The 23167-nt window shown below is 69.1% G+C and carries 23 protein-coding genes; 15 read left to right on the forward strand and 8 right to left on the reverse strand.

Annotated features, from left to right (window positions below):
• Positions 1 to 15: 15 nt before the first annotated feature.
• Complete coding sequence (locus WDU99_RS05985; RefSeq protein ID WP_337331532.1) at positions 16 to 621, reverse strand: glucose-6-phosphate isomerase family protein; 606 nt, start codon at positions 619 to 621, stop codon at positions 16 to 18.
• A 111-nt stretch (positions 622 to 732) separates the two neighbouring features.
• Here WDU99_RS05985 and xylB point away from each other — a divergent pair, with 111 nt between their 5' ends.
• From xylB to WDU99_RS06005, 4 genes are read left to right on the forward strand one after another with little or no spacing between them, the layout of a single operon-like run.
• A complete protein-coding gene (gene xylB / locus WDU99_RS05990; RefSeq protein WP_337331533.1) occupies positions 733 to 2256 on the forward strand; it encodes a xylulokinase in 1524 nt (507 codons plus the stop codon).
• Positions 2256 to 3206, forward strand: coding sequence for a phosphoglycerate dehydrogenase (locus WDU99_RS05995; RefSeq protein ID WP_337331534.1), 951 nt, complete (start codon positions 2256 to 2258; stop codon positions 3204 to 3206). The genes xylB and WDU99_RS05995 overlap by 1 nt, the downstream gene beginning before the upstream one ends.
• A gap of 9 nt (positions 3207 to 3215) precedes the next feature.
• A complete protein-coding gene (locus WDU99_RS06000) occupies positions 3216 to 4148 on the forward strand; it encodes a shikimate dehydrogenase family protein (RefSeq protein ID WP_337331535.1) in 933 nt (310 codons plus the stop codon).
• A complete protein-coding gene (locus tag WDU99_RS06005; RefSeq protein ID WP_337331536.1) occupies positions 4148 to 5119 on the forward strand; it encodes a phosphotriesterase family protein in 972 nt (323 codons plus the stop codon). Before WDU99_RS06000 ends, WDU99_RS06005 begins: the two co-directional genes overlap by 1 nt.
• 104 nt (positions 5120 to 5223) lie before the next feature.
• On the opposite strand, the gene WDU99_RS06010 is transcribed toward WDU99_RS06005, so the two are convergent.
• From WDU99_RS06010 to WDU99_RS06020, 3 genes are all read right to left on the reverse strand, one after another.
• Positions 5224 to 6222, reverse strand: a complete 999-nt coding sequence (locus WDU99_RS06010) for an ABC transporter substrate-binding protein (protein WP_337331537.1) — start codon at positions 6220 to 6222, stop codon at positions 5224 to 5226.
• 66 nt (positions 6223 to 6288) lie between these two features.
• Complete coding sequence (locus tag WDU99_RS06015) at positions 6289 to 7332, reverse strand: ABC transporter permease (RefSeq protein WP_337331538.1); 1044 nt, start codon at positions 7330 to 7332, stop codon at positions 6289 to 6291.
• Entirely contained in the window at positions 7332 to 8834 is a 1503-nt protein-coding gene (locus tag WDU99_RS06020; RefSeq protein WP_337331539.1) for a sugar ABC transporter ATP-binding protein, read from the reverse strand. Before WDU99_RS06020 ends, WDU99_RS06015 begins: the two co-directional genes overlap by 1 nt.
• A gap of 182 nt (positions 8835 to 9016) precedes the next feature.
• Between WDU99_RS06020 and WDU99_RS06025 the strand changes: the two genes are divergently transcribed.
• Positions 9017 to 9892, forward strand: a complete 876-nt coding sequence (locus WDU99_RS06025; protein ID WP_337331540.1) for a sugar phosphate isomerase/epimerase family protein — start codon at positions 9017 to 9019, stop codon at positions 9890 to 9892.
• An 18-nt stretch (positions 9893 to 9910) separates the two neighbouring features.
• Here the strand turns inward: WDU99_RS06025 and WDU99_RS06030 are convergent, their stop codons facing one another.
• Together WDU99_RS06030 and WDU99_RS06035 are read right to left on the reverse strand one after the other, a co-directional pair.
• Positions 9911 to 10882 (reverse strand): aldo/keto reductase, encoded by a 972-nt coding sequence (locus WDU99_RS06030; RefSeq protein ID WP_337331541.1) that lies wholly within the window; start codon positions 10880 to 10882, stop codon positions 9911 to 9913.
• Complete coding sequence (locus WDU99_RS06035; RefSeq protein WP_337331542.1) at positions 10869 to 12164, reverse strand: L-fuconate dehydratase; 1296 nt, start codon at positions 12162 to 12164, stop codon at positions 10869 to 10871. The genes WDU99_RS06030 and WDU99_RS06035 overlap by 14 nt, the downstream gene beginning before the upstream one ends.
• 122 nt (positions 12165 to 12286) lie before the next feature.
• Between WDU99_RS06035 and WDU99_RS06040 the strand changes: the two genes are divergently transcribed.
• The 4 genes from WDU99_RS06040 to WDU99_RS06055 all read left to right on the forward strand — a co-directional run bounded on the left by WDU99_RS06040 (position 12287) and on the right by WDU99_RS06055 (position 16640).
• The gene (locus tag WDU99_RS06040; RefSeq protein ID WP_337331543.1) at positions 12287 to 13147 is read left to right on the forward strand and encodes a fumarylacetoacetate hydrolase family protein; all 861 of its coding nucleotides are present in this window, start codon (positions 12287 to 12289) and stop codon (positions 13145 to 13147) included.
• Between the two features lie 74 nt (positions 13148 to 13221).
• Positions 13222 to 13977, forward strand: coding sequence for an SDR family NAD(P)-dependent oxidoreductase (locus WDU99_RS06045; RefSeq protein WP_337331544.1), 756 nt, complete (start codon positions 13222 to 13224; stop codon positions 13975 to 13977).
• A 255-nt stretch (positions 13978 to 14232) separates the two neighbouring features.
• A complete protein-coding gene (locus tag WDU99_RS06050; protein ID WP_337331683.1) occupies positions 14233 to 15441 on the forward strand; it encodes an IS110 family RNA-guided transposase in 1209 nt (402 codons plus the stop codon).
• A 209-nt stretch (positions 15442 to 15650) separates the two neighbouring features.
• Complete coding sequence (locus WDU99_RS06055) at positions 15651 to 16640, forward strand: hypothetical protein (protein ID WP_337331545.1); 990 nt, start codon at positions 15651 to 15653, stop codon at positions 16638 to 16640.
• A gap of 183 nt (positions 16641 to 16823) precedes the next feature.
• Here the strand turns inward: WDU99_RS06055 and WDU99_RS06060 are convergent, their stop codons facing one another.
• Positions 16824 to 17702 (reverse strand): amidohydrolase family protein, encoded by an 879-nt coding sequence (locus WDU99_RS06060; protein ID WP_337331546.1) that lies wholly within the window; start codon positions 17700 to 17702, stop codon positions 16824 to 16826.
• 69 nt (positions 17703 to 17771) lie between these two features.
• On the opposite strand from WDU99_RS06060, the gene WDU99_RS06065 reads away from it, so the two are divergent.
• Complete coding sequence (locus tag WDU99_RS06065) at positions 17772 to 18452, forward strand: FadR/GntR family transcriptional regulator (RefSeq protein ID WP_337331547.1); 681 nt, start codon at positions 17772 to 17774, stop codon at positions 18450 to 18452.
• A gap of 8 nt (positions 18453 to 18460) precedes the next feature.
• Here WDU99_RS06065 and WDU99_RS06070 read toward each other — a convergent pair whose 3' ends face one another.
• On the reverse strand, positions 18461 to 19114 hold the full coding sequence (locus WDU99_RS06070; RefSeq protein ID WP_337331548.1) for a transaldolase family protein: 654 nt from the start codon (positions 19112 to 19114) through the stop codon (positions 18461 to 18463).
• 131 nt (positions 19115 to 19245) lie between these two features.
• On the opposite strand from WDU99_RS06070, the gene WDU99_RS06075 reads away from it, so the two are divergent.
• From WDU99_RS06075 to WDU99_RS06095, 5 genes are all read left to right on the forward strand, one after another.
• Positions 19246 to 20208, forward strand: a complete 963-nt coding sequence (locus WDU99_RS06075; RefSeq protein WP_337331549.1) for a ribokinase — start codon at positions 19246 to 19248, stop codon at positions 20206 to 20208.
• 11 nt (positions 20209 to 20219) lie between these two features.
• Complete coding sequence (gene rbsD / locus WDU99_RS06080; protein WP_337331550.1) at positions 20220 to 20618, forward strand: D-ribose pyranase; 399 nt, start codon at positions 20220 to 20222, stop codon at positions 20616 to 20618.
• Between the two features lie 26 nt (positions 20619 to 20644).
• Positions 20645 to 21412: a GntR family transcriptional regulator gene (locus WDU99_RS06085; protein WP_337331551.1), complete on the forward strand. Its 768-nt coding sequence runs from the start codon at positions 20645 to 20647 to the stop codon at positions 21410 to 21412.
• A 22-nt stretch (positions 21413 to 21434) separates the two neighbouring features.
• Entirely contained in the window at positions 21435 to 22487 is a 1053-nt protein-coding gene (locus tag WDU99_RS06090; RefSeq protein ID WP_337331552.1) for a PLP-dependent cysteine synthase family protein, read from the forward strand.
• 154 nt (positions 22488 to 22641) lie between these two features.
• On the forward strand, positions 22642 to 23151 hold the full coding sequence (locus tag WDU99_RS06095) for a glycine cleavage system transcriptional repressor (RefSeq protein ID WP_337331553.1): 510 nt from the start codon (positions 22642 to 22644) through the stop codon (positions 23149 to 23151).
• Positions 23152 to 23167 lie beyond the last annotated feature (16 nt).

Raw genomic sequence — 23167 nt, forward strand, 5'->3', positions numbered from 1 at the left:
CTGGTCGGCGGTGAGTCAGCGGCTCCGGTACCCGGTGTGATCCGGGTTCGGCACGAGCTTCCACCCCTGCCCGTCGGCGACGACGAGGCTCTTCATGCCGCCGGCCTCCGCGATGAGCTCATAGTCCTGTCCGGCGTCCGCCGCGTAGCAGAACAGAGTGACGAACGGCTCGTCGCCGACGTTCACGCTGCGGTGGATCCAGTGGCCGGGCACGTTCACGGCCTTGCCAGGGGTGAGCTCGATCGCCGTGGACTGTCCGTCGACCGTCTCCAGCAGCATGACGCCGTGCCCGCTCAGGCAGTGGTACAGCTCGGCCCGGTCGGCGATCGCATGCAGGTGTCCACGTGTGACGGCGAACTCGTCGCCGACGCGGCCCGGCAGCAGCGTGCTGGTGCCGACGATCAGCGCGCCGGGTCCCTCCTGGTAGCGGTGGTCGTCGACCCAGTAGATGAGCTCGTCGGCCCCGCGCTCGTCGACGGATGTCTGCCACGCGGCCTCGTCGCGGTAGACCCCGGCCATGTCGCCGAGGAACTTCTCGTAGCGGCGCGAGCGCCCTTCAACGCCGCCGGAGGGCGAGATGTCGAGTGGGACGGGGAAATCGACGGCGGGGTGGACGCTCACGGTGACCTCTTGCTCACTTGTCATTACAGAAACTTGTAATTACAGGTATACTCCAACTACTCCGGAATCGGAATTCGGCATCCCCCTTTCACCAGCAAGACAGGACGAACCGTGATCATCGCGCACGACCTCGGCACCACCGGTGACAAGGCCTCCCTGCACCACGACGACGGCCGACTGGTGGCGTCGGTCACCGTCGGGTACCCCGCCCACTTCGCCGCCGGAGGCATCGCCGAGCAGAACCCGCAGGACTGGTGGGATGCCACGGTGGCCGCCACCCGTGAGCTGCTCGACCGCACCGGCACCGCACCGGCCGAGGTCGCCGGGCTCGTCGTCAGCGGGCAGATGATGGGCGCCGTGCTGCTCGACGCCGACGGACGCCCCGTGCGCCCCGCCATCATCTGGGCCGACACCCGCGCAGGCGCGCAGCAGCGCGAACTCGAGGCGGCACTCGGCGCCGAGCACGCGTACCGCCTGCTCGGCCACCGCCTGAACCCCACCTACTCGGTCTCGAAGATCATGTGGGTGCGCGACAACGAACCCGACGTCTGGTCGCAGGTGCGGCGCACGTGCGTCGCGAAGGACTTCATCGTGCTGCGCCTCACCGGCCGCCTGGCCACCGACCGCTCCGACGCCTCGGGCACCAACGCCTACGACCAGCAGAGCGGCACCTGGTCGGACGAGGTGCTCACTGCCGCGCGCCTCGACCCCGCGCTGTTCCCCGAGATCCTCGAGTCGACCGACGTCGCCGGCACGCTCACCGCCGAGGCCGCGGCAGAGCTCGGCCTGCACACCGGCGTGCAGGTGGTGATGGGCGGCGGTGACGGCCCGATGGCGGCCGTGGGCTCTGGGATCGTCGCCCCCGAAGACGGCGCGTACGTGTGCCTCGGCACCAGCTCGTGGATCTCATTCGCGGCGGATGCCCCGCTGCTCGACCCCGCGATGCGCACCTTCACCTTCGACAACGTCGTGCCGAAAAGCTTCGTGCCCACGGCCACCATGCAGGCCGGCGGTGCCTCGGTGCAGTGGATCGCCGAGGCCCTCTCGCCCGACCCGGCACACCCCGAGACCGGCAGGCTGACCGCCGAGGCCGCAGAGGGCATCGACACCGACGACCTGTACTTCCTGCCGTATCTTCTCGGTGAGCGCTCGCCCATCTGGGATCCACATGCCCGCGGCGCGTTCATCGGCCTGGGCCGCCACCACACCCGCGCGCACCTCGTGCGGTCCGTGCTCGAGGGCACCGCGTTCAACCTGCTCACGTGCATCCAGGCGTTCCGCTCATCGGGTGCCGCGATCGACCGCATCGACGCGGTCGGCGGCGGCGCGCAGAGCGACGCCTATCTCTCGGTGCTCGCCGATGTGTGGGGAGTGCCGGTGCGGCGTCGCACGATCGTCGAGGAGGCGAACAGCCTCGGCGCCGCCGTGACGGCGGCGGTCGGGCTCGGCCTTGCCGAGTTCTCGGCGGCCCGCGCGCTCAGCGAGGTGACCGCGGAGTTCACCCCGGATGCCGGCAGGCACACGGTCTACGCCGAGCGGCACGCCCGGTTCGCCGACGCCTACACCGCGCTCGCGCCGTGGTTCGCGGCAGCCCCTGACGCCGGCGCACCCGCGCAGAAGAAGGGCTCCCGCTGATGGCCGTGATCCTCGTCACCAGCCGCTCGTTCTCGGACGGCGACCTCGACCTGGTCGAGCGCGCCGCCGCGGCCGGACACCGCATCATGCGCGGCCCCGCCCACCACGACCTCGCCGAGCTGCGCCCGCTGCTGCACGGCACCGACGCCTGGATCGCCGGCACCGGACCGGTCACCGCCGAGCACCTGGCCGCCGCCCCGAAGCTGAAGGTCATCGCCCGCTACGGCGTCGGCTACGAGTCGGTCGACCTGACCGCGGCGGCCACTCGCGGCATCCGCGTCACCAACACCCCCGGCGCGAACGCCGACGCCGTCGCGGATCACACGATCGGCCTCATGCTCGCAGCCCTGCGCACCATCCCCGACGGCGACCGCCGCGTGCGCGAGGGCGACTGGAGCGTCCGCCGCGGCCGCGAGCTGGGGGCTGCCACGGTCGGGATCGTCGGCTTCGGACGCATCGGCCACGGCGTCGCCCGGCGCCTGAGCGGGTTCGGAGCGCGTGTACTGGCATCCGACCCCTTCGTCGCAGAGCAGGCGGTGCGGGATGCCGGAGCCGAGCCGACCGACCTCGACGACCTGTTCCGCCTCGCCGACGTGATCACGCTGCACGCTCCGGGCGGGCAGCGCCTGGTCGACGAGGAGCGACTCACGGGCATCCGCCCCGGCACGCTGCTGGTGAACACCGCCCGCCCCGACCTCGTCGACGAGGCGGCTCTGGCGGCCGCGCTGCGCGACGGCACGCTCACCGGTTACGCCGCGGACACCCTCGACGGCGACACGGCCGCCAGCGCGAGTCCTCTGCTGGACGCCGAGCTCGCCGCCCGGGTGATCGTCACCCCGCACCTCGCCGCCCAGACCACGCAGGCCGTCGACAACATGGGCCGCATGTCGCTCGACGACGTGATCGCCGTGCTGCGCGGCGACGAACCGACACACCCCGTCACCCGCTAGGAGATCCTCGTGACCACCACCTCCCCCGCCGACGACTACATGGGCTTCGTCGGCGTGACCACCGGGTCGTCGTCGATCATGAAGGTGTTCCCGCTGTGGGCCGACATCCTCGGCCTGCCGACCCGCACCCTGATCGGGCACGACCTGCCGATGGACACCGATCCGGCCGTGTACCGGTCGATGGTCGAGCGGATCCGCGACGACGAGCACCACCGCGGCGCTCTGGTCACCACCCACAAGATGAACGTGTTCGCGGCAGCATCCGATCTCTTCGACGAACTCGATCCGTTCGCGGCCTCGTGTTCCGAGATCTCGAGCATCTCCAAGCGCGGCGACGCGCTCATCGGACGCGCGAAGGACCCGATCACGGTCGATCTGGCGCTGAACGACTTCCTGCCCGCCGACCACTTCGCCCGCACGGGCGCCGAGGTCATCATCCTCGGCGCCGGCGGCTCGGGCACGGCGCTCAGCTGGGCGCTCGCCGAGCGCGCCGACGCGCCTGCGCGGGTGACGGTCACCGCCCGCACCCAGGACAAGCTCGATCACCTGCGCGAAGTGCACCGTCAGCACGGGACCGCAGAAGGACTCATCCGCTACGTCGTCACGCCCGATGCGGCGGACGCGGATGCCATCGTCGCCGCGGCCCCTGCAGGATCGGTCATCGCCAACGCGACCGGTCTCGGAAAGGACCGCCCCGGCTCGCCGCTGGGCGATGCGGTGGTGTTCCCCGAGGACGCGTGGGTGTGGGAGTTCAACTACCGCGGCTCGCTGGAGTTCATGCACCAGGCGCTCGCCCAGCAGCAGGAGCGTTCGCTGCACGTCGTCGACGGCTGGCGCTACTTCATCCACGGCTGGTCGCAGGTCGTCGCCGACGTCTTCGAGATCACGCTCACCCCCGACATCGTCGAGCGGCTCGCCGCCGCGGCCGAGTCGGTACGCTGATGTCGACCGCCGGCACGGTGGAAGGTACTGTGCGGACGGTGCTCGGCGACGTCCCGACCGACGCACTGGGTCGGGTCAACTACCACGAGCACCTCTTCCAGGTCTCTCCCCTGCTGCCCGGCGACGAACTCGACGACGAAGCGGCGTCGTCCGCCGAGGCCGGGCTGTTGAAGCAGAGCGGTTTCGAGACGATGGTGGATGCCACGCCCTTCGGCCTCGGACGCGATCCCGCGGCCCTGGCGCGGATCAGCGCCACGACCGGGCTCGGCGTCGTGGCCACCACCGGCCGTCATCGCGAGGCGCACTACGGCGCCGACCACCCGACGAGGGCGTGGGGTGCCGACCGGCTAGCCGCCCTGTTCACCGCCGAGGTGCGCGACGGGATGGCGGCGTCGGATGCTGATCCCGACGGTCCCCGTGCGCTCGGGCCGTCCGGCCGGCCGGTGCGCGCCGGGATGCTGAAGGGCGGCATCGACTACTGGAGGATCAGTCCGTTCGAGCGGACCACCCTGGAGGCACTCGGCGCTGCGCACCGCGCCACCGGAGCGCCGATCATGGTGCACCTGGAGTTCTGCACCGGAGCGCACGAGGTGCTCGATCTGCTGGATGGCGAAGGCGTGGCATCCGACCGCGTCGTGCTCGCGCACGCCGACCGCGACCCGGACGCAGGGCTCCACCTCTCGCTCGCCGAACGCGGTGCCCACCTCGGCTACGACGGCTTCGCGAGGCCGCGCACGCGCTCGGATGCTGAACTGCTGACCCTCACCGAGGCGGTCGTCGCCGGCGGCGGGGGCGACCGGGTGCTGCTCGGGGGCGACGTCGCCCGCAGCACGCGCTACATCGCCTATGGCGGGATGCCCGGGCTCGCCTACCTGGGCGAGCGCTACCTCCCCCGGCTGCGCGCCCTGATCGGCGCCCCCGCGCTCGACCGGATGCTGGTCACCAATCCCGCGCGGTTCCTGACGCTCTGATCTTCCCGTCGAGGCCCCCTCTGAACGTCGACGCCCCCTCCCAGACGCGTGTCTGGGAGGGGGCGTCGACTCTGCGAGGGGGCCTCGACGGAGTGGGGATCAGATCACTCGTAGAGCACCGCGGCGATCTCGGGGTCTTCGAGGTTGTTCGCGTCGTACCAGTACGAGCCGGTGTCGTAGAACTCCTCGACCTCCTCGCCGTTGGCCAGATCGTACGCCGCCTGCACGACGGTCGAGCCGATGCCGATCGGGTCCTGCGTGATCGCGCCGGCCAGCACGCCGTCCTTGATCGCGTCGATCTGCGCGGCGCCCGAGTCGAAGCCGATCGCGACGATGTCGCTGCTGTCCTTGCCGAGCTCGGTCAGCGCGTTGGCGACGCCCACGGCCGAACCCTCGTTGGTGGCGTAGATGCCCTTCATGTCGGGGTGTGCGTTGAGCATCGACTTGGTGATGTCGGCCGACTTCAGGTGGTCGCCGTCGCCGTACTGGATGTCGACGATCTCGATGTCGGGGTAGTCGGCCTCGATCTTCTCGACGAATCCGTCGCGACGCTCGACACCCGTCGAGTTGATCTGCGAGTGCGCGACGATGCCGACCTTGCCGGCGCCGCCGATCAGCTCGGCCATGTGGTCGGCGGCGAGGGCGCCGGCGACCTTGCTGTCGGTGGCGGCGAGCGTCTTGCCGACCTCGCTGTTGCAGGGGGCGTCGAAGTACGCCACCGGGATGCCGGCCGCGTCGGCCGAGTCCAGGGCCGGGATGCACGCCTCGGGGTCGAGGGCCGCGTAGGCGATGGCGTCGGGCTGACGGGCGATCGACGACTGCAGCATCTGCAGCTGCTTCTCGATCTCGGTCTCCGAGCCAGGACCCTCGAAGTTGATCGTGACGCCGAGCTCTTCGCCCTTCTGCTCAGCACCGGTCTTCACGGCCTGCCAGAACTGGTGCTGGAAGCCCTTCGAGACGAGGTCGATGGTCAGCTGCTTGTCGCCACCTGCGTCGCCACCGCCACCGGTGGACTCGTCGCCCTTGCCCGTGGCGCAGCCGGCCAGCGAGATTGCCGTCAGCGCGGCGACGGCTGCGACGGCGATCTTCTTTCCATACTTCATGTGAAACTCCATCGTTCTGTGTGAGGGACGTTCTCGGGTTGAGGTCGGTGTTCAGTTGGGATCGGGTCAGACCTTGGTGCGGTTGCGAAGCGAGTCGAAGAACACGGCGATCAGGATGACGACACCGGTGAGGATGTACTGCCACTCGGTCTGGATCGACATGCTGCGCAGGCCGTTGATCAGCACGCTCATGATGAAGGCGCCGATGACGGTGCCGACGATCGATCCGCGGCCACCCATCAGCGAGGTGCCGCCGATGATCACGGCCGCGATCGCCTGCAGTTCGTACCCGGCACCGGCGGTCGGCTGCGCCGACCCCAGGCGCGCGGTCAGCAGCACACCGGCGATGCCGATGAACAGGCCGGCGAAGACGTAGACGAGGATCGTCCAGCGGCGGGTGTTGACACCCGACAGGCGGGTGGCCTCCTCGTTCGAGCCGATGGCGAAGGTGTAGCGCCCGAGGATCGTCTTGTTCAGCACGAGGTAGGCGAACACCGCGAGCACGATGAAGATCAGCACGCCGGACGGCAGGCTGGCGAAGTAGCCGTCGGACATCGCGAACACCGGATCGAACTGCACGATGCCGGTCACCTGGGTGCGCGTCTCGGGCTCGAACGTGATCGGCCGCACGTTCGAGATCACCAGCGCCAGACCCTGCGCGATCATCATCATCGCGAGGGTCGCGATGAACGGGGGCAGGCGCAGCACGGTGATGTTGAGGCCGTTGATCAGGCCGATCAGCGCACCGGTGATCAGCGCGCCCAGCACGCCGATCCAGACCGGAAGGCCCCAGCCGGTGATCATCGTGCCCATCATCACCGAGCACAGCGTCATGCCGAATCCGAGCGAAAGGTCGATGCCGGCGGTCACGATGACGAAGGTCGTCCCGAGCGCCAGCACCCCGACGAGCACCGTCGACATCAGGATGTTCTCGATGTTCGAGGCCGAGGTGAAGTTCGATCCGAAGATCGCGAAGAACACGAACAGCACCACCAGGGTGCCCAGTGCGAGGGACTGCTGGAACGAGTTGCGCAGCGCAGCGACGAGCCGCCCCTTCTGGGTGTCCTCATTCACCGCCGCCTGCACGACGGTCGTGGTCGAACCGCTCATCAGTTGTCCTCTCCGTGTGCTGCGAGGTGCATGATCTTCTCCTGGGTTGCTTCTTCGTTCGAGAGCTCGCCGGTGACCTCTCCGTTCGCGAAGACCGTGATGCGGTTCGCGATCCGGAGCAGCTCGGGCAGCTCGGACGAGATGACGATGATGGACTTGCCCGAGTCGGCGAGCTGCTGCATCAGGCGGTAGATCTCCTCCTTGGCTCCGATGTCGATGCCTCGGGTGGGCTCATCGAAGATGAGGATGTCGCAGTCGCGCATCAGCCAGCGGGCGATGACGACCTTCTGCTGGTTGCCGCCCGAGAGCAGCTTGACGACCTGATTGACCGAGGGGGTCTTGATGCGCAGCTGCTGCACATACTCCTTGGTCTTGTCCTTCGCGGAACGGTCGCCCATCCAGCCGAGCGCGCCGACGTAGTTGCCGAGTGAGGCGAGCACCGTGTTGAAGGTGACGTCCTGCTCGAGCATCAGACCGAGCATCTTGCGGTCCTCCGACAGGTAGCCGATGCCGTGCTTGACGGCATCCTCGGGCTGGCGGATGCGGCGCGTGCGGCCGGCGATGGTCACCGTGCCTGCGTCACTCGGGTCGGCGCCGATCACGGCACGTGCCGTCTCGGTGCGACCGGCGCCCATGAGGCCGGCGAATCCGAGGATCTCGCCCTTGCGCAACTGGAACGAGACGTCCTTCAGCAGCGACTTGGTGGCCAGGCCCTGCACGTCGAGCACAACGGGCTCGTCGCTGAAATCGCGGGGCTCGGGGCGCGCACCCTCGTCGATCGCGCGGCCCACCATCATCTCGATGATGCGCGGGATGCTGATCTCGGACTTCTCCAGCGACCCGATGTACGCACCGTCGCGCAGCACGCTGACGCGGTCGGCGAGGCGCCGGAGCTCATCCATGCGGTGCGAGATGTAGACGATGCCCGTGCCGCGCTCGCGCAGCTGGTCGATCAGCCCGAAGAGCGTCTCGACCTCGGTGTCGGTGAGGGCCGAGGTGGGCTCGTCCATGATGAGCACCTTGGCGTTGAACGACAGCGCCTTCGCGATCTCGACCATCTGCTGCTCGGCGACGGTAAGGTCGCCGACCTTCTTGCGCGGGTCGAGGTCGATCTCCAGACGCTGCAGCAGCTCTTCGGTCTGCTTGTTCAGGCGTCGCTCCGAGACGAAGGGGCCCGCCATCGGCTCGCGGCCGATGTAGATGTTCTGCGCGACCGTGAGGTCGGGCATCATGTTGAGCTCCTGGTGGATGATCGTCACGCCGAGCTGCTGCGCCTGCAGCGGGCTGGTGAACTCGACCGGCTCGCCCTCGAAGGTGATGGTGCCCTCGTCGCGGGTGTAGATCCCGGAGAGGATCTTCATCAGCGTCGACTTGCCGGCGCCGTTCTCTCCGACGAGCACGAGCACCTCACCCGAGCGCACCTCGAGATTGACGTCCTTGAGCGCCTGCACGCCGGGGAATCCCTTGCTGATTCCCTCAACCTTGAGGATTGGATCGCTCATCCCCTGCTCCCTTGGAGGTCGACGATTCCTGTGGAATCCGTTTCAAACATCGGATCAATTGTGCGCCTCTGATGGGCTCGGCGCAAGTTGTACTCAAATGTAACTAACGATCTGCCCTCAGCGTACACTTGTAATAACATCTTGGCCACAATGGCGTGCAGCGCACGCCGAAAGGAGACCCCATGCTCATCGGCGCGCACGCCCTGGTGTTCAGCGGCACGTTCGACCGGCCCGGTCTGCAGCATTCCATCGAGGGGACGAAGCATGCGGGCTTCGATCTCATCGAGATCCCTCTCATGGACGTCACGAGCTTCGATTCCGCCCTCGCCGCGCGGATGCTGCAGGACAACGACCTCGCCGTGACGGCGTCCCTCGGCCTCACCGCCGACACCGATCTCACCAGCGAAGACCCTGCGATCGTCGCCGCCGGCGAAGACATGCTCGAGCGCTGCCTCGACCACGTCGCGACGATGGGCGGGGACGTGCTGTGCGGCGTGATCTACTCGGCGATGCGCAAGTACATGGCTCCCACGACCGCACGTGGTGTCCGCCACGCGCAGGCGGCCATCGGACGTCTCGCCGAGAAGGCCGCTCAGCGGGGCATCCGACTCTCCCTCGAAGTCGTCAACCGCTACGAGTCCAACGTGTTCAACACCGGCCGCGGCGCGCTCGACTTCATCGCGGGCATCGACCGCGAGGACGTCTCGGTGCATCTGGACACCTACCACATGAACATCGAGGAGTCCGATCTCTTCCAGCCCGTGCACGATGTGGCCGCGGCGGGCAGGCTCGGCTACGTGCACATCGGTGAGAGCCACCGCGGGTACCTCGGCACCGGGAGCGTCGATTTCGGCTCGTTCTTCCGCGCGCTTCATGATGTGCACTACTCCGGACCGATCGTGTTCGAGTCGTTCTCGTCGGCGGTGGTCAGCGAGGAGCTCAGCAACACCCTGGGCATCTGGCGCAACCTCTGGCAGGACTCCGACGACCTCGCGGCGCACGCGAACCGCTTCATTCGCGACGGCCTGCACGCCGTGCGCACGATCGACAGTCACTGATCGCTCCGCCGCCGAGGGTCAGGGGATGAGCCCCTCGTCGGCGAGCTCCGACCAGAGCTCCGCGGGGACGTGCAGCGCCGCGTACTCGGCATTCTGCCGCAGCTGGGCGGGGCGGCTGCCGCCCACGACCACCGAGCGGACGGATGCTGCACGCAGGGGGTACTGGATCGCCGCGGCGGGGAGCGGCACGTCGTGCGCGTTGCAGATCGCGGCGATGCGCACGAGCCGGTCCCACAGCTCGTCGGGGAGCTGGCCGTACTCGTAGCGCCCGTCTCGCCGCGGCTCGCTCTGCGCCAGCAGACCCGAGTTGAACACGGATGCCGCGACGACGCCGGTGCCGCGCTCATCGCACGCCGGCAGCACCTCCGCCGCGGCGGGCTGCTCGAGCAGCGTGTACCGACCGGCCACCATGATCAGGTCGAGATCGGCCTCTCGGACCGCCCGCGCGAGGGCATCCGACACCATCGACCCGACGCCGATCGCGCTCACGATCCCGTCGGAGCGCACCTTCTCGAGAGCGGGGAACGCCTCAGCGAGCGCGAGGTCGAGGTCGTTCCGCTCGGGGTCGTGCAGGTAGAGAAGGTCGATGCGATCGAGTCCGAGGCGCTCCTGTGACTCGGCGATGCTGGCTCGGATGCCCGCCTCGCTGAAGTCCCACTCGCGGCGCAGGTCGTCCGCGACGAAGAAGTCGTTGTCGGTGTCGAGCCCGCCCGGCTGATGGTCGGGGTTGGCACGCAGCAGCCGCCCCACCTTCGTGGAGATCACGAACTCGTCGCGCGGCTTGGTCTGCAGGAACGCACCGAGACGCTTCTCGCTCAGCCCGAGACCGTAGTGCGGTGCCGTGTCGAAATAGCGGATGCCGGCATCCCATGCCGCCTCGAGAACGGCCCACGCCTGCTCATCGGTCAGCTCGCGGAACAGGTTGCCGAGGTTCGCCGCGCCGTAGCCGAGTGCGGGAACGACGAGCGGTGCGCGGTCAGTCGACGACATGCTGTCCCGTCCAGGTGTACTTCGCAATGCTCTCGGACTTCATCTCCATGCTCGTGCCCGGCGCGGTCGGAGCCATGTACGAGCCGCCCTGGATGTCGGTCGGGACGACGAAGTGCTCGTGCAGGTGATCGACGAACTCGATCAGTCGCCCCTCGCGGGTGCCGGTGACGGCCACGAAGTCGAACATCGACAGGTGCTGCACGGCCTCGCACAGGCCGACCCCGCCGGCGTGCGGGCAGACCGGCACGCCGAATTTGGCGGCCAGCAGCAGGTTGGCGATGTTCTCGTTGACGCCGGCGACACGCACCGAGTCGATCTGCATGACCTCGATGGCGTTCGCCTGCAGCAGCTGCTTGAAGATCACCCGGTTCTGCGCGTGCTCACCGGTGGCGACGCGGATCGGGGCGATCCCGCGGGCGATCTCGGCGTGACCGAGCACGTCATCCGGACTGGTGGGCTCCTCGACCCATGCGGGATTGAACTCGGCGAGGGCGTTCACCCACTCGATCGCCTCCGAGACCTCCCAGCGCTGGTTCGCGTCGATCGCGATGGGGAAGTCGGGGCCGCACACCTCGCGCGCCTTGCGGAAGCGGCGGATGTCGTCCTGCAGGTCATCGCCCACCTTGAGCTTGATCTGCGTGAAGCCGTCGGCCAGTGCTTCGCGGGCGAGGCGCTCGAGCTTCTCATCGGAGTAGCCGAGCCATCCGGGGCTGGTCGTGTACGCCGGGTAGCCGGTCGCCAGCAGCTGCTGTTCGCGGTCCTCGCGACCGGGAACGGCGGCGCGCAGGATCTCGAGCGCCTCATCGCGGGTGAGGGCGTTCGTCAGGTAGCGGAAGTCGACCAGGTCGACGATCTCCTCGGGCGTCATGCGGCCGAGAAGCTGCCAGAGCGGGAGCCCTGCCCGCTTCGCCTTGATGTCCCACAGGGCGTTGATCACGGCGCCGATCGCCATGTGCATGACGCCCTTCTCGGGGCCGAGCCAGCGCAGCTGCGAGTCGCCGATGATGTCGCGGAAGGTGCCGCCCATATCGTCGAGCAGCGGCTCGATCTCGCGACCGACGAGGTGTCCGGCGAGGGCGTCGATCGCGGCGACCTGCACGTCGTTGCCGCGGCCGATCGTGAACACGAAGGAGTGACCCTCGACGCCGTCCTCGGCGTCGGTGCGCACGATCACGTAGGCCGCCGAGTAGTCGGGGTCGGGGTTCATGGCATCCGAGCCGTCGAGGCTCAGCGATGTGGGGAAGCGGATGTCGCTGGTATCCAGCGCGACGATACGGCTCACAAGACTCCTTCGGACGCGTCGTGGATGTGACGCAGACACTTGGAGTGTAAACATCCGATGTCTATACTGTCAATCGGTGGGCGCCGTAGAGGGAGCCCATCACGAAGACCTGGAGGAGACCCATGAAGTTCGCTCGACTCGGCGAGTCCGGAAGCGAGATCCCCGTCGTCATCGACGCCGACCGCACCTTCGACCTGCGCCCCCTGACATCCGATGTGAACGGCGACTTCCTCGCTGCGGATCCCGTCGCCCGCACGCAGACGGCGTTGGATGCCGGCGAGCTTCCCGAGCTCGCCGGCGCGGCCGATCTGCGCATCGGCGCGCCGATCGCGCGGCCCAGCGCGGTGATCTGCATCGGCCAGAACTACGCCGCGCACGCCCGCGAGTCGGGCGCCGAGCCGCCCACCGTGCCGATCATGTTCCTGAAGACGCCGAACACCGTCGTCGGCCCCGACGACGCGGTCACCATTCCCCGCGGCAGCGAGAAGACCGACTGGGAGGTCGAGCTCGGCATCGTCATCGGCACGCGGGCCGCGTACCTCGACTCGGTCGAGGAGGCGGATGCCCACATCGCCGGCTACGTGGTGGCGAACGACGTCTCGGAGCGCGCCTTCCAGATGGAGGTGTCGGGAGGCCAGTGGTCGAAGGGCAAGATCGCCTTCGGCTTCAACCCGACCGGCCCGTGGCTGGTCACCCCCGACGAGGTCGACGTCGACAACCTGAACCTGCGCAGCTTCGTCAACGGCGAGGCCCGTCAGGACTCGAACACGAACGACATGATCTTCGACGTGCGCACGATCGTGCACCACCTGTCGCAGTACGTCACCCTCGAGCCCGGTGACCTCATCCTCACCGGCACCCCGCAGGGCGTGGCCTTCGGCGGCAAGTTCCCGTACCTGCAGGCCGGCGACGTGGTCGACATCGAGATCGAGGGCCTGGGCAGCCAGCGCCAGCAGTTCGTCGCCTGGGAGGCGGCGAAGTGAGTGCGGGCAGCGAGACCCCCCGGTCCCTGAGCGAGCGCAGCGAGCGCCGTACTGAGAGAGCGCAGCGAGACGAAGTGACGAAGGGCGTGCTCGAGGGCCTCGTCGCGATCGTCACCGGCGGGGCATCCGGAATCGGCGCGGCGATCGCCGCGAAGCTGCATGCCGAGGGCGCGCAGATCGCGGTCCTCGACCGCGACATCGTCGGGGCGGATGCCGCGTTCGCCGCGTTCCAGGCCGACGTCTCGGACCGCGCGTCGGTGGATGCCGCCGTGACCGCCGCCGCCGAGAAGTTCGGTCGCATCGACATCGTGATCAACAACGCCGGCATCGGCGCACAGGGCGACATCACCGCCAACGACGATGACGAGTGGGCGCGCGTCCTCTCGATCAACGTCACCGGCATCGCCCGCGTGACCGCGGCGGCACTCCGCTGGCTGCGGAAATCCCCGTCGGCAGCAGTGTGCAACACAGCATCCATCGCATCCACCACGGGCCTTCCGCAGCGCGCACTGTACTCGGCGTCGAAGGGCGCCGTCTCGGCACTGACCCGCGCGATGGCCGCCGACCACCTGCGCGAGGGCATCCGGGTCAATGCCGTCAACCCGGGTACCGCCGACACTCCGTGGGTGAGCCGCCTGCTCGACTCGGCCGACGACCCCGCCGCTGAGCGCGCCGCGCTCAACGCCCGCCAGCCGCACGGCCGCCTGGTCTCGCCCGACGAGGTCGCCGGCGCCGTGCTGTACCTGGTCAGTCCGCTGTCGGGTTCGACGACCGGCACGTGCATCGAGGTCGACGGCGGCATGGCCGCCCTGCGCCTCCGCTCCGAGTAGGCACTGCCCCGTTACTTTCTTTGTAGCCCCGGATGGAGGGATCCTGAGGGGTGACGGCCTGCTGGGCCCGGCATGATTGCTGCCCCCTGTCGCTCATGATCTGGGGGGTGTTGTCACCGGGCCTGGTTGGTGGTGTGTGATCGCTGATAGGGGCTGGACCCGAGCTTCTGCTCGAGGCCGTTCGTAACGTGGATGCCGAGACGCGCCGCCTGCGGTTGCGGTCGTCAGTGAACGGAGGACGAAGTGGTCACGAGCATTGATAGATTCGACGACGTCGACGTTTTCATCGGACTCGACGTCGGCAAAGGTGAGCACCACGCGGTCGCCCTTGACCGGGTGGGCAAGCGCCTGTTCGACAAGGCACTCCCGAACGACGAGGCCCGACTGCGGACCGTGCTCGACCAGTTGAGCACACGCGGTCTGATCCTCCTCGTGGTCGACCAGCCCGCGACGATCGGTGCGCTGCCGGTCGCGGTCGCGCAGGCTGTCGGCGCGCTGGTGGGCTACCTGCCCGGGTTGGCGATGCGGCGCATCGCGGACCTGCATCCTGGAGAAGCCAAAACCGACGCCAGGGACGCCGCAATCATCGCCGAAACCGCCCGCACGATGCCGCACACGCTGCGATCCATCCAGGTCGCCGACGAGCAGGTCGCTGAGCTGTCGATGCTCTGCGGGTTCGACGATGACCTCGCCGGGCAGATTACCCAGGTCTCGAACCGGATCAGGGGCCTGCTCACCCAGATTCACCCCGCGCTGGAGCGGGTGATCGGCCCGCGTCTGGATCACCCGGCGATGCTCGATCTGCTGCAGCGCTACCCGTCGCCGGCAGCGCTCAAAGCTGCCGGCGAGAAGCGCCTCGGGAACCAGCTCCTGAAGAACGCGCCCCGCAAGGGCCGCGTCTGGGCGGGAGAGATCCTCGCGGCTCTCGGCGAGCAGACGGTCGTGGTCTCTGGGACCGACGCCGCAGCCCTCGTGCTGCCGCGCCTGGCGGAGCAGCTGGCCGCGCTGCGCAGGCAACGGGACGAGATCGCCGTCGAGGTCGAGAAGATCGTCGATGCGCACCCTCTTCAGCCGGTCCTGACGAGCATGCCCGGAGTCGGCGTCAGGACCGCAGCCCGGCTCCTGACCGAAGTGACCACGAAGACCTTCCCCACTGCAGGGCACCTCGCCGCCTACGCCGGCCTCGCCCCCGTGACCAGACGGTCAGGATCCTCGATTCGCGGAGAACACTCATCTCGGCGCGGGAACAAGATCCTGAAACGGACCCTGTTCCTCTCCGCCTTCGCCGCGCTCCGCGATCCCGAATCGCGCGCCTACTACGACCGCAAGATCGCCCAAGGCAAACGACACAACCAAGCCATCATCGCCCTCGCCCGACGCCGATCCGACGTCCTCTACGCCATGCTCCGCGACGGCACCCTCTACCAGCCACCTACTCGGTCAGACCAAACCCTCGCCGCTTGACAAACAACATAGGGGCACCCCCCCAGCATCCGACCCGTTCCCGCATCCGACGCGTTCCCGTCGCAATGGATGCCGCTATCCCGGCATCCGACGCGTTCCCGTCGCAATGGATGCCGCTATCCCGAGGCCATAGCGGCATCCATTGCGACCTGGAGCGGGGCTGTGGACAACTCAGACGGCACCGCCGCGTCTGCTGGCAAGGTGTCGGGATGCGAAACCCCGGCCCTCTTCCCGAATCGCTCGGCCTGCGGTTCGCCGTTGCCGACGCGCTGAACGCCGGCGCGACCCCCGGACGTCTGCGGCGCTCGGATCTCGACGCGCCGTTCCACGCTGTGCGGGTGCGACCCATCGCCTCCGACCTCTCCGACTTCGATCCGTTCACCCGGCAGGTGACCGAGCGCAGGATCCAGGCGTACCACTATGCGCCGCGCCTGCGCGCTGACCAGGTCCTCAGTCATGAGTCGGCGGTCGCCGTGCTGGGTGGCCCGCTGCCGCTTGTCTTCACGCCACGCAGCGACACCGATGGCGCGCCACCCGATCCGATGGACGGTCAGCACCTCGACGTACACGTCAGCACGATCGGCGACGGTCCACTGGTGCGGGCGAAGGGAGTTCGCGGTCATCGTGCCGCGCCAGACGCGACAACGGTCTCCCGGGTTCGAGATTTCATGATCGTCAGCCCCGCCACCTCGTGGGCTCAGCTCGCTCATCTTCGCCTGCCCGACCTCGTCGCGCTCGGCGACTACTACTGCCGCCAGTGGCGGCCCGGCCCCGGACGCCCGGACGTCGGCCGAGCACCGTTGACGACCATCGATCAGCTGCGCTCCACGATCGCGTCGTTCCGCTGGTCGGGCATCCGGCGCCTGCGCGAGGCGGTCGAGCTCGTTCGAGAGGACTCGTGGTCTCCGCGGGAATCACAGCTGCGCTGCCACCTGGTGCTCGCCGGTCTGCCCGAGCCGCTGCTGAATCACGACGTGTACGAGGACGGCAGGTTCCTCGGCTGCGTCGACCTGGCCTACCCCGACCGCAAGATCGCGATCGAGTACCACGGCGTGCTGCACAGCGGTCAGTACGCCGCCGACGTGGAGCGCATCGCGGGGCTGCGCGCAGCAGGATGGATCGTCATCGAGGTCACCAGCGCGCTGTTCGCCCACCCCGAGCAGATCATCGCGCGCGTGCGGGCCGCCCTGCGCGCCTGATCCGGCGCATCCCCGCATCCGACGCGTTCCGGCATCCGACGTGCTCCGGCATCCGACGCGTTCCGGTCGCAATGGATGCCGCTATCCCGGCATCCGATCCCGTTCCCGTCGCAATGGATGCCGCTATTCCGGCGCCAAAGCGGCATCCATTGCGACCTGGAGCACCGCCCGCACCGGGCCGACTCACCGGATCCCGTAGAACCGGCAGGCGTTGGCCCAGAAGATGGCATCCGCATCCAGGCGGCGAGCGTCGGCCCACGCCAGCACCGTGTCGAACCAGCGGGCGCGGTCGCCGGTGCGGTACTCGCTGCCCTCGGGCGGGGTGAAGTCGACGGACGAGACCGGCCAGTCGCTGCCCCACATGAGGCGGTCCGGACCGAAGGCGTCCAGCACCGCGTCGAGGAACGGCGTCACCTGCGCCGCGCTCCAGTTGCCGCCGGCCTCGGCAGGAAGCCCCGAGAGCTTGCAGAACACCTGAGGGCTCGACGCCAGCTCACGCAGGTCGCCGAGCCACTCCGCGCTCGGCTCGTGCGCAGCATCCGCCGTTCCGATGGCCGGCTTGCCGAGGTGGTCGAGCACGATCGGCAGCTCGGGCACCGCCGCGGCGAGCGCGGTCACGTCGGGGATCTGCTGGGCACGGACGCAGGCGTCGAATGTCCACCCTCGGGATGCCAGTGCGCGCGCACCCTCGATGAACTCAGCCGTACGGGCGAAGCCATCGGCCTCGCCCTGCAGCAGGTGGCGCACGCCGACGACGCGATCGAGGGCCGCCAGCCGTTCCAGGTGCGCTTCGGTCTCGGCACCGCGGTCGAGGCGTGCACCGGCGACGATCGCGACGACGCCCGTGGCGCCGGCTGTGGCATCCACCCACCGCACCTCGTCGAGCGACTGCCCCTCCAGGGGATCGGCCTGCACGAAGACCGCGGCCTCGGTCTCGACGCCCGCGAGACGCTCGGCGTCGATCTGCTCGGCTGCGTACGTCGCCGACAGCGCTCCGTCGAGCCACGGGTAGGTCAGGACGTCGAGGTTCCACAGGTGCAGATGGGAGTCGATGACGCGCATGAGCCCATCCTGCCGCATCCGAGGCGAACACAGCACCCAGACATCCGATCACTGTGGGAGGATGTCGCCATGGCTGTCACCGACGAAGCGATCCAGAAGATCAAGGCGATGATCGTGTCGGGCGAGCTCGCCCCCGGAGACCGGCTCCCGCCCGAGAAGGAGCTGGCCGAGCACCTCGGCCTGTCGCGCAACTCGATGCGCGAGGCCGTGAAGGCCCTCGAGGTCATCCGCGTGCTCGATGTGCGCCGCGGCGACGGCACGTACGTCACCAGCCTCGAGCCGCACCTGCTGCTCGAGGCGATCAGCTTCGTCGTCGACATGCACGACGACGACTCGCTGCTCGAGCTGTTCGCCGTGCGTCGGATGCTCGAATCGCAGGCCACCGGACTCGCCGCGGGCCTTGCGACGACCGAACAGGCTCAGCAGCTGCTCGAGGACGTCGCGTCGGTCGACCCCGAGACCGTGTCGATCGATGACCTCGTGGCGCATGACACGCATTTTCACGGGCAGGTCGTCGAGCTGGCGGGCAACGGCTATCTCGCGAGCCTGATCGATGGTCTCAGCAGCCAGACGATCCGAGCGCGAGTGTGGCGCGGTCTCACCGAGCAGGGGGCGGTCGCGCGCACGCTGTCGGAGCATCAGGCCATCGCCGAGGCGATTGCGGGCCGCGACTCGACGCTGGCGGCGTCACTGGCGACGGCGCACGTCGCCGGGGTGGAGCGCTGGCTGCGTCAGGCCGCTCAGGCGTAAGCCGCTGGTCAGCCGATCCGGTCCATGGCGGCGTCGAACTCGGCCGCCGATGAGTCGCTGACCGGGTGGTGCAGCAGCGCGTCGAGCACGTCGGGCGCAGCGGTGAAATACGGCACGCCTGCCTCGCGCAGGCCCACGATGTCGTCGGGCGAGCGCAGACTGGCTGCGAGCACGTTCGTGTCGCTGTCCGCGCACATCGCCTGCATCCGCGCGATGAGCGCATCGCCGTCCATCCCGGCATCGCGCATCCGGCCGAGGTACGGGGCGATGTAGCGCACGCCGATGCTCGCGCACGCGAGGGCCTGCGCGACGGAGTAGACGGCGGTGACGAGGACCGAGGCACCGTCGCGCACGAGGGCGGATGCCGCCGCGAACCCGTCCGCGGTGGCGGGGACCTTCACTGCGACGCGGTCGCCGAGCTCGAGCAGACCCGCTGCGTTGCGCAGGAAGGATGCCCGGTCCTCGCCCCAGGTCTGGAAGAACACCTCGTGCGCGCCCTCGGCCACCCACCGCGCGTAGAGGTCGGGGATCTCGGCGGCCGCGCGGCCCCCGCGCTCGAGGATCGTCGGGTTGGTGGTGACGCCTTGCACGACGCCGGCCGAGAGCAGTCGCCCGACCCGGTCGAGGTCGGCACTGTCCACATACAGCCGCGGCGCGGTCATCGGGTCTCCGTTCACGAGCGCCCACCTGTCGTTACAGGTGGGGATGCGGCTAATGTAATGACGGCATCCGCCTCTGTCAAAAGACGATGCCACGTCACAGCGGATGCCACGTCACCGACGATCGGGAGAATATGACCAGCGACCAGTCCACCCGCACCGGTGTCGTCATCGTCGGCAGCGTCACCGCCGACGTGACTACCTTCTCGCAGCGCCTTCCCGCACGCGGAGAGACGATCCTGGGCGACGAGTTCACCCTGCTGCTGGGCGGAAAGGGCGCCAACCAGGCCGTCTCCGCGGGCCTCGCCGGCGCACGCACCAGCTTCGTCGGCTGCGTCGGCGACGACCTGTTCCACGACCTCGTCGTCGACGGCCTGAGCGGCGCCGGGGTCGACCTGGCGCACCTGCGCACCGTGCCCGGCCCCACCGGCATCGCACACATCCGCGTCGACGCCTCGGCGCAGAACGACATCGTGATGGTGCCCCTGGCCAACGCGCACCTCAGCCCCGAGCAGATCGATGCGGCGCTCGAGGCCCTCGCCCCCACGACCTCGGTGCTGCTCACGCAGCTCGAGACCCCGGCATCGCTCACGCTGCACATCACCTCGCGCGCCCGCGAGCACGGCATGACGGTCGTACTCGACCCGGCTCCCGCCGCGACCCTCGACCCCGAGGTGTGGGCGCACATCGACATCGTCACGCCGAACGAGACCGAGGCGACGATCATGAGCGGCATCGAGGTGACCGGTGCCGAATCCGCCGAGCGCGCCGGGCGCTGGTTCCTGACCCAGGGCGCGCGGGCCGCGGTCATCACGATGGCCGAGAAGGGCTCGTGCGTCGTGACCGCCGAGGGCACCACGTTCATCGACCCGATCCCCGTCGAGCCGGTGGACACCACCGCGGCGGGCGACGCCTATGCGGGATACCTCGGCGCCGCCCTCGCCGAGGGCTGGTCGCTCGCCGACGCCACCCGGCTCGCGAGCGCGGCCGGCGCGATCGCCGTCACCCGGCAGGGTGCGTCGCCCAGCCTGCCCAAGCGGGACGAGGTGGATGCCCTGCTCGCCGCTTCCGGGTGGACCCGGGCATCCGAGAGCTGAGAGAGGCCACCATGCGCAAGACGAACACCACCATCAACCCCGCGCTGTCGCGCGTCATCAGCGAGACCGGCCACACCGACCTGATCGTCGTCACCGATGCCGGCCTGCCGATCCCGCCGGATGCTGAGCGCATCGATCTCGCCTACCGGCCCGGCTCCCCCGCGTTCCTCGATGTGCTCGACACGGTGCTCGCCGAACTGGTCGTGGAGGGCGCGACGGTGTCGGCCGAGGTCGCCGAGGCGAGCCCGCACGTGCTCGAGGCGCTGCGCGAGCGGCTGCCGAGCATCGAGATCACCCTCGTGCCGCACGTCGAGTTCAAGAAGCAGACCCGTGCGGCGCGCGCGTTCGTGCGCTCGGGCGAGTTCACCCCGTACGCCAACGTGATCCTGCAGGCCGGCGTCGCATACTGACTAACGTCACCGACGAGGAGTCCACCATGATCGAGGCGATCGACCGTCGCTCCGCCGCACCGATGTACGACCAGCTGCGTCGTCTGATCATCGAGCACATCGACGACGAGGGCCTGCAGCCCGGCGACCCCCTGCCCGGTGAGCACCGGCTGTGCGAGCAGTACGGGGTCTCCCGCACCGTGGTGCGGCAGGCGCTGGGACAGCTCGAGCACGAGGGTCTCGTCGAGCGCGTCAAGGGCAAGGGCACGTTCGTCGCCCGGCCGCGCACGCCGGAGTCGCTCGTGCACACCCTCGTCGGCCTGTACGAAGAGGTCGAGCGGCGCGGCGGGCACGTGCACAGCGACGTGCTGCGCCACGAGCGCATCACCGCCGACGCCGAGGTCGCCGCCGCCCTCGAACTCGACGAGGGCGACCCGGTGATCGTGCTCGAGCGCCTGCGTCACGTCGACGGCGACACATGGTCGCTGTCGACGACGTGGATGCCCGAGGCCGTCGGCATCCACTCGCTCGATGCCGATCTGCGCGACGCCTCGCTTTACGGTCTTCTCGCCGAGCACGGCATCACGGCGACGCACGGCATCCGCTCGGCCGAGGCGACCGTCGCGACGCACGAGCAGGCGCTGCTGCTGGGCGTGACCGCGGGCGCCGCTCTGCTGCGCCTGCGCAGCGTTAGCCGCGACGCCGGCGACCGGCCGATCGAGTTCTTCATCGCCTATCACCGCGGCGACCGCTCGCGGTTCGAGTTCCGGCTCGACGCCGAGAACTCCCGCGGGGCGCTCATCCGCATCGCGTGATCGCGGCCGTTACGCTCGAAGCATGAGTGAGTGGGTCAGTTCCGCCATCCAGGTGCTCGAGGCGGATGCCAACCGCTCGGCCGACACGCACCTGCACCTGTTCCCGCTGCCGGCGGAGTGGGGCATCGACCTGTATCTGAAGGACGAGTCGGTGCATCCGACCGGGTCGCTGAAGCATCGCCTGGCCCGCTCGCTGATCCTGTACGGGCTGGTCAACGGCCTGATCGATGAGGGCACAACGCTGGTGGAGTCGTCGAGCGGCTCGACGGCCGTCTCGGAGGCGTACTTCGCCCGCATGCTCGGCCTGACCTTCATCACCGTCGTGCCCCGCTCGACCAGCCAGGAGAAGATCGACCTCATCGAGTTCTACGGTGGCAGCTGCCACTTCGTCGACCGGGCGGAAGACATCTCGCCCGAGGCGCGACGCCTCGCCGCCGGGTGCAACGGTCACTACCTCGACCAGTTCACCTACGCCGAGCGCGCCACCGACTGGCGCGGCAACAACAACATCGCCGAGAGCGTGTTCAGCCAGCTGGCGCAGGAGCGGCATCCGATCCCCCGCTGGATCGTCGTCGGCGCCGGCACCGGCGGTACCAGCGCGACGTTCGGACGCTACGTGCGCTACCGCCGCCACGCGACGCAGGTCGCCGTCGTCGACCCCGAGGGCTCGGCGTTCTACGCCGCCTGGAAGGGCGACGCGGATGCCACAGGAGCGCCGAGCCGCATCGAGGGCATCGGCCGGCCACGGGTGGAGCCCTCGTTCGTGCCGAGCGTGATCGACGAGATGATCCCGGTGCCCGATGCCGCCTCGATCGCCGCGATCCGGCTGCTGCGCGAGCGCAGCCTGCACCTCGCCGGCGGCTCGACGGGCACCAATCTGTACGGGGCGTTCGAGCTGATCGGGCGGATGCGCGATGCCGGCGAGACCGGCAGCGTCGTCACCCTGATCTGCGACAGCGGCATCCGCTATGCGCAGACGTACTACTCCGACGAGTGGGTGGCCGCGCAGGGCTGGGACCTGGCGCCGCATCGGGAGCGCATGGAGCGGTTCCTGGGTGGCGGCGCCTGGGGCTGAGCCGGCTTCTCGAGCTCGCTCTGGGCGGCGCGCCGTCCAAGACTCCGGAGATTCACGCCGGTTCGGGCGCTCCGCGCCACTTTCACCGCTCAGCGGACCGTTTTCTCCGGAGTTGTGAACCGCCGACGGCCGGCACCGGGCTAGTCTGGGCGGCATGACCACGCTCATCCTCACGGTCGCGGGAGCGGATCGCCCCGGACTCGTCTCCGCCGTTGCCGATGTCGTCGATGCCCACGGCGGCAACTGGGAGAACAGCCGCCTCGCCGAGCTCGCCGGCACCTTCGCGGGGGTGATCGAGATCTCGGTCGCCGAAGAGCGCGTGGGCGACCTGCGTGCGGCGCTCGGCGCCCTCGAGGGGATGCTGACGATCACCGTCCACGCGGGCGCGGGCGCAGCGGAATCCGACGTCGAACAGCGCGTCTCGCTGACCGTGCTGGGCAATGACCGCCCCGGCATCGTGCGAGAGATCTCGGGTGTGCTCAGCACCCATGCCCTGAGCATCGAGAGCATGACCACCGAGACGCGGGATGCCGCGATGGCCGGTGGGCGGCTGTTCGAGTCATCGGTGACCGCCACGGTTCCGGCGTCGGTGGACCTCGATGCGCTGCGCGCAGCGCTCGAGCGGATCGCCGCCGAGATCCAGGTCGACATCACGCTGGACTGAACGTCTTCCGCCCGCC

The sequence above is a fragment of the Microbacterium bandirmense genome, assembly GCF_037204185.1.
Lineage (GTDB): Bacteria > Actinomycetota > Actinomycetes > Actinomycetales > Microbacteriaceae > Microbacterium > Microbacterium bandirmense.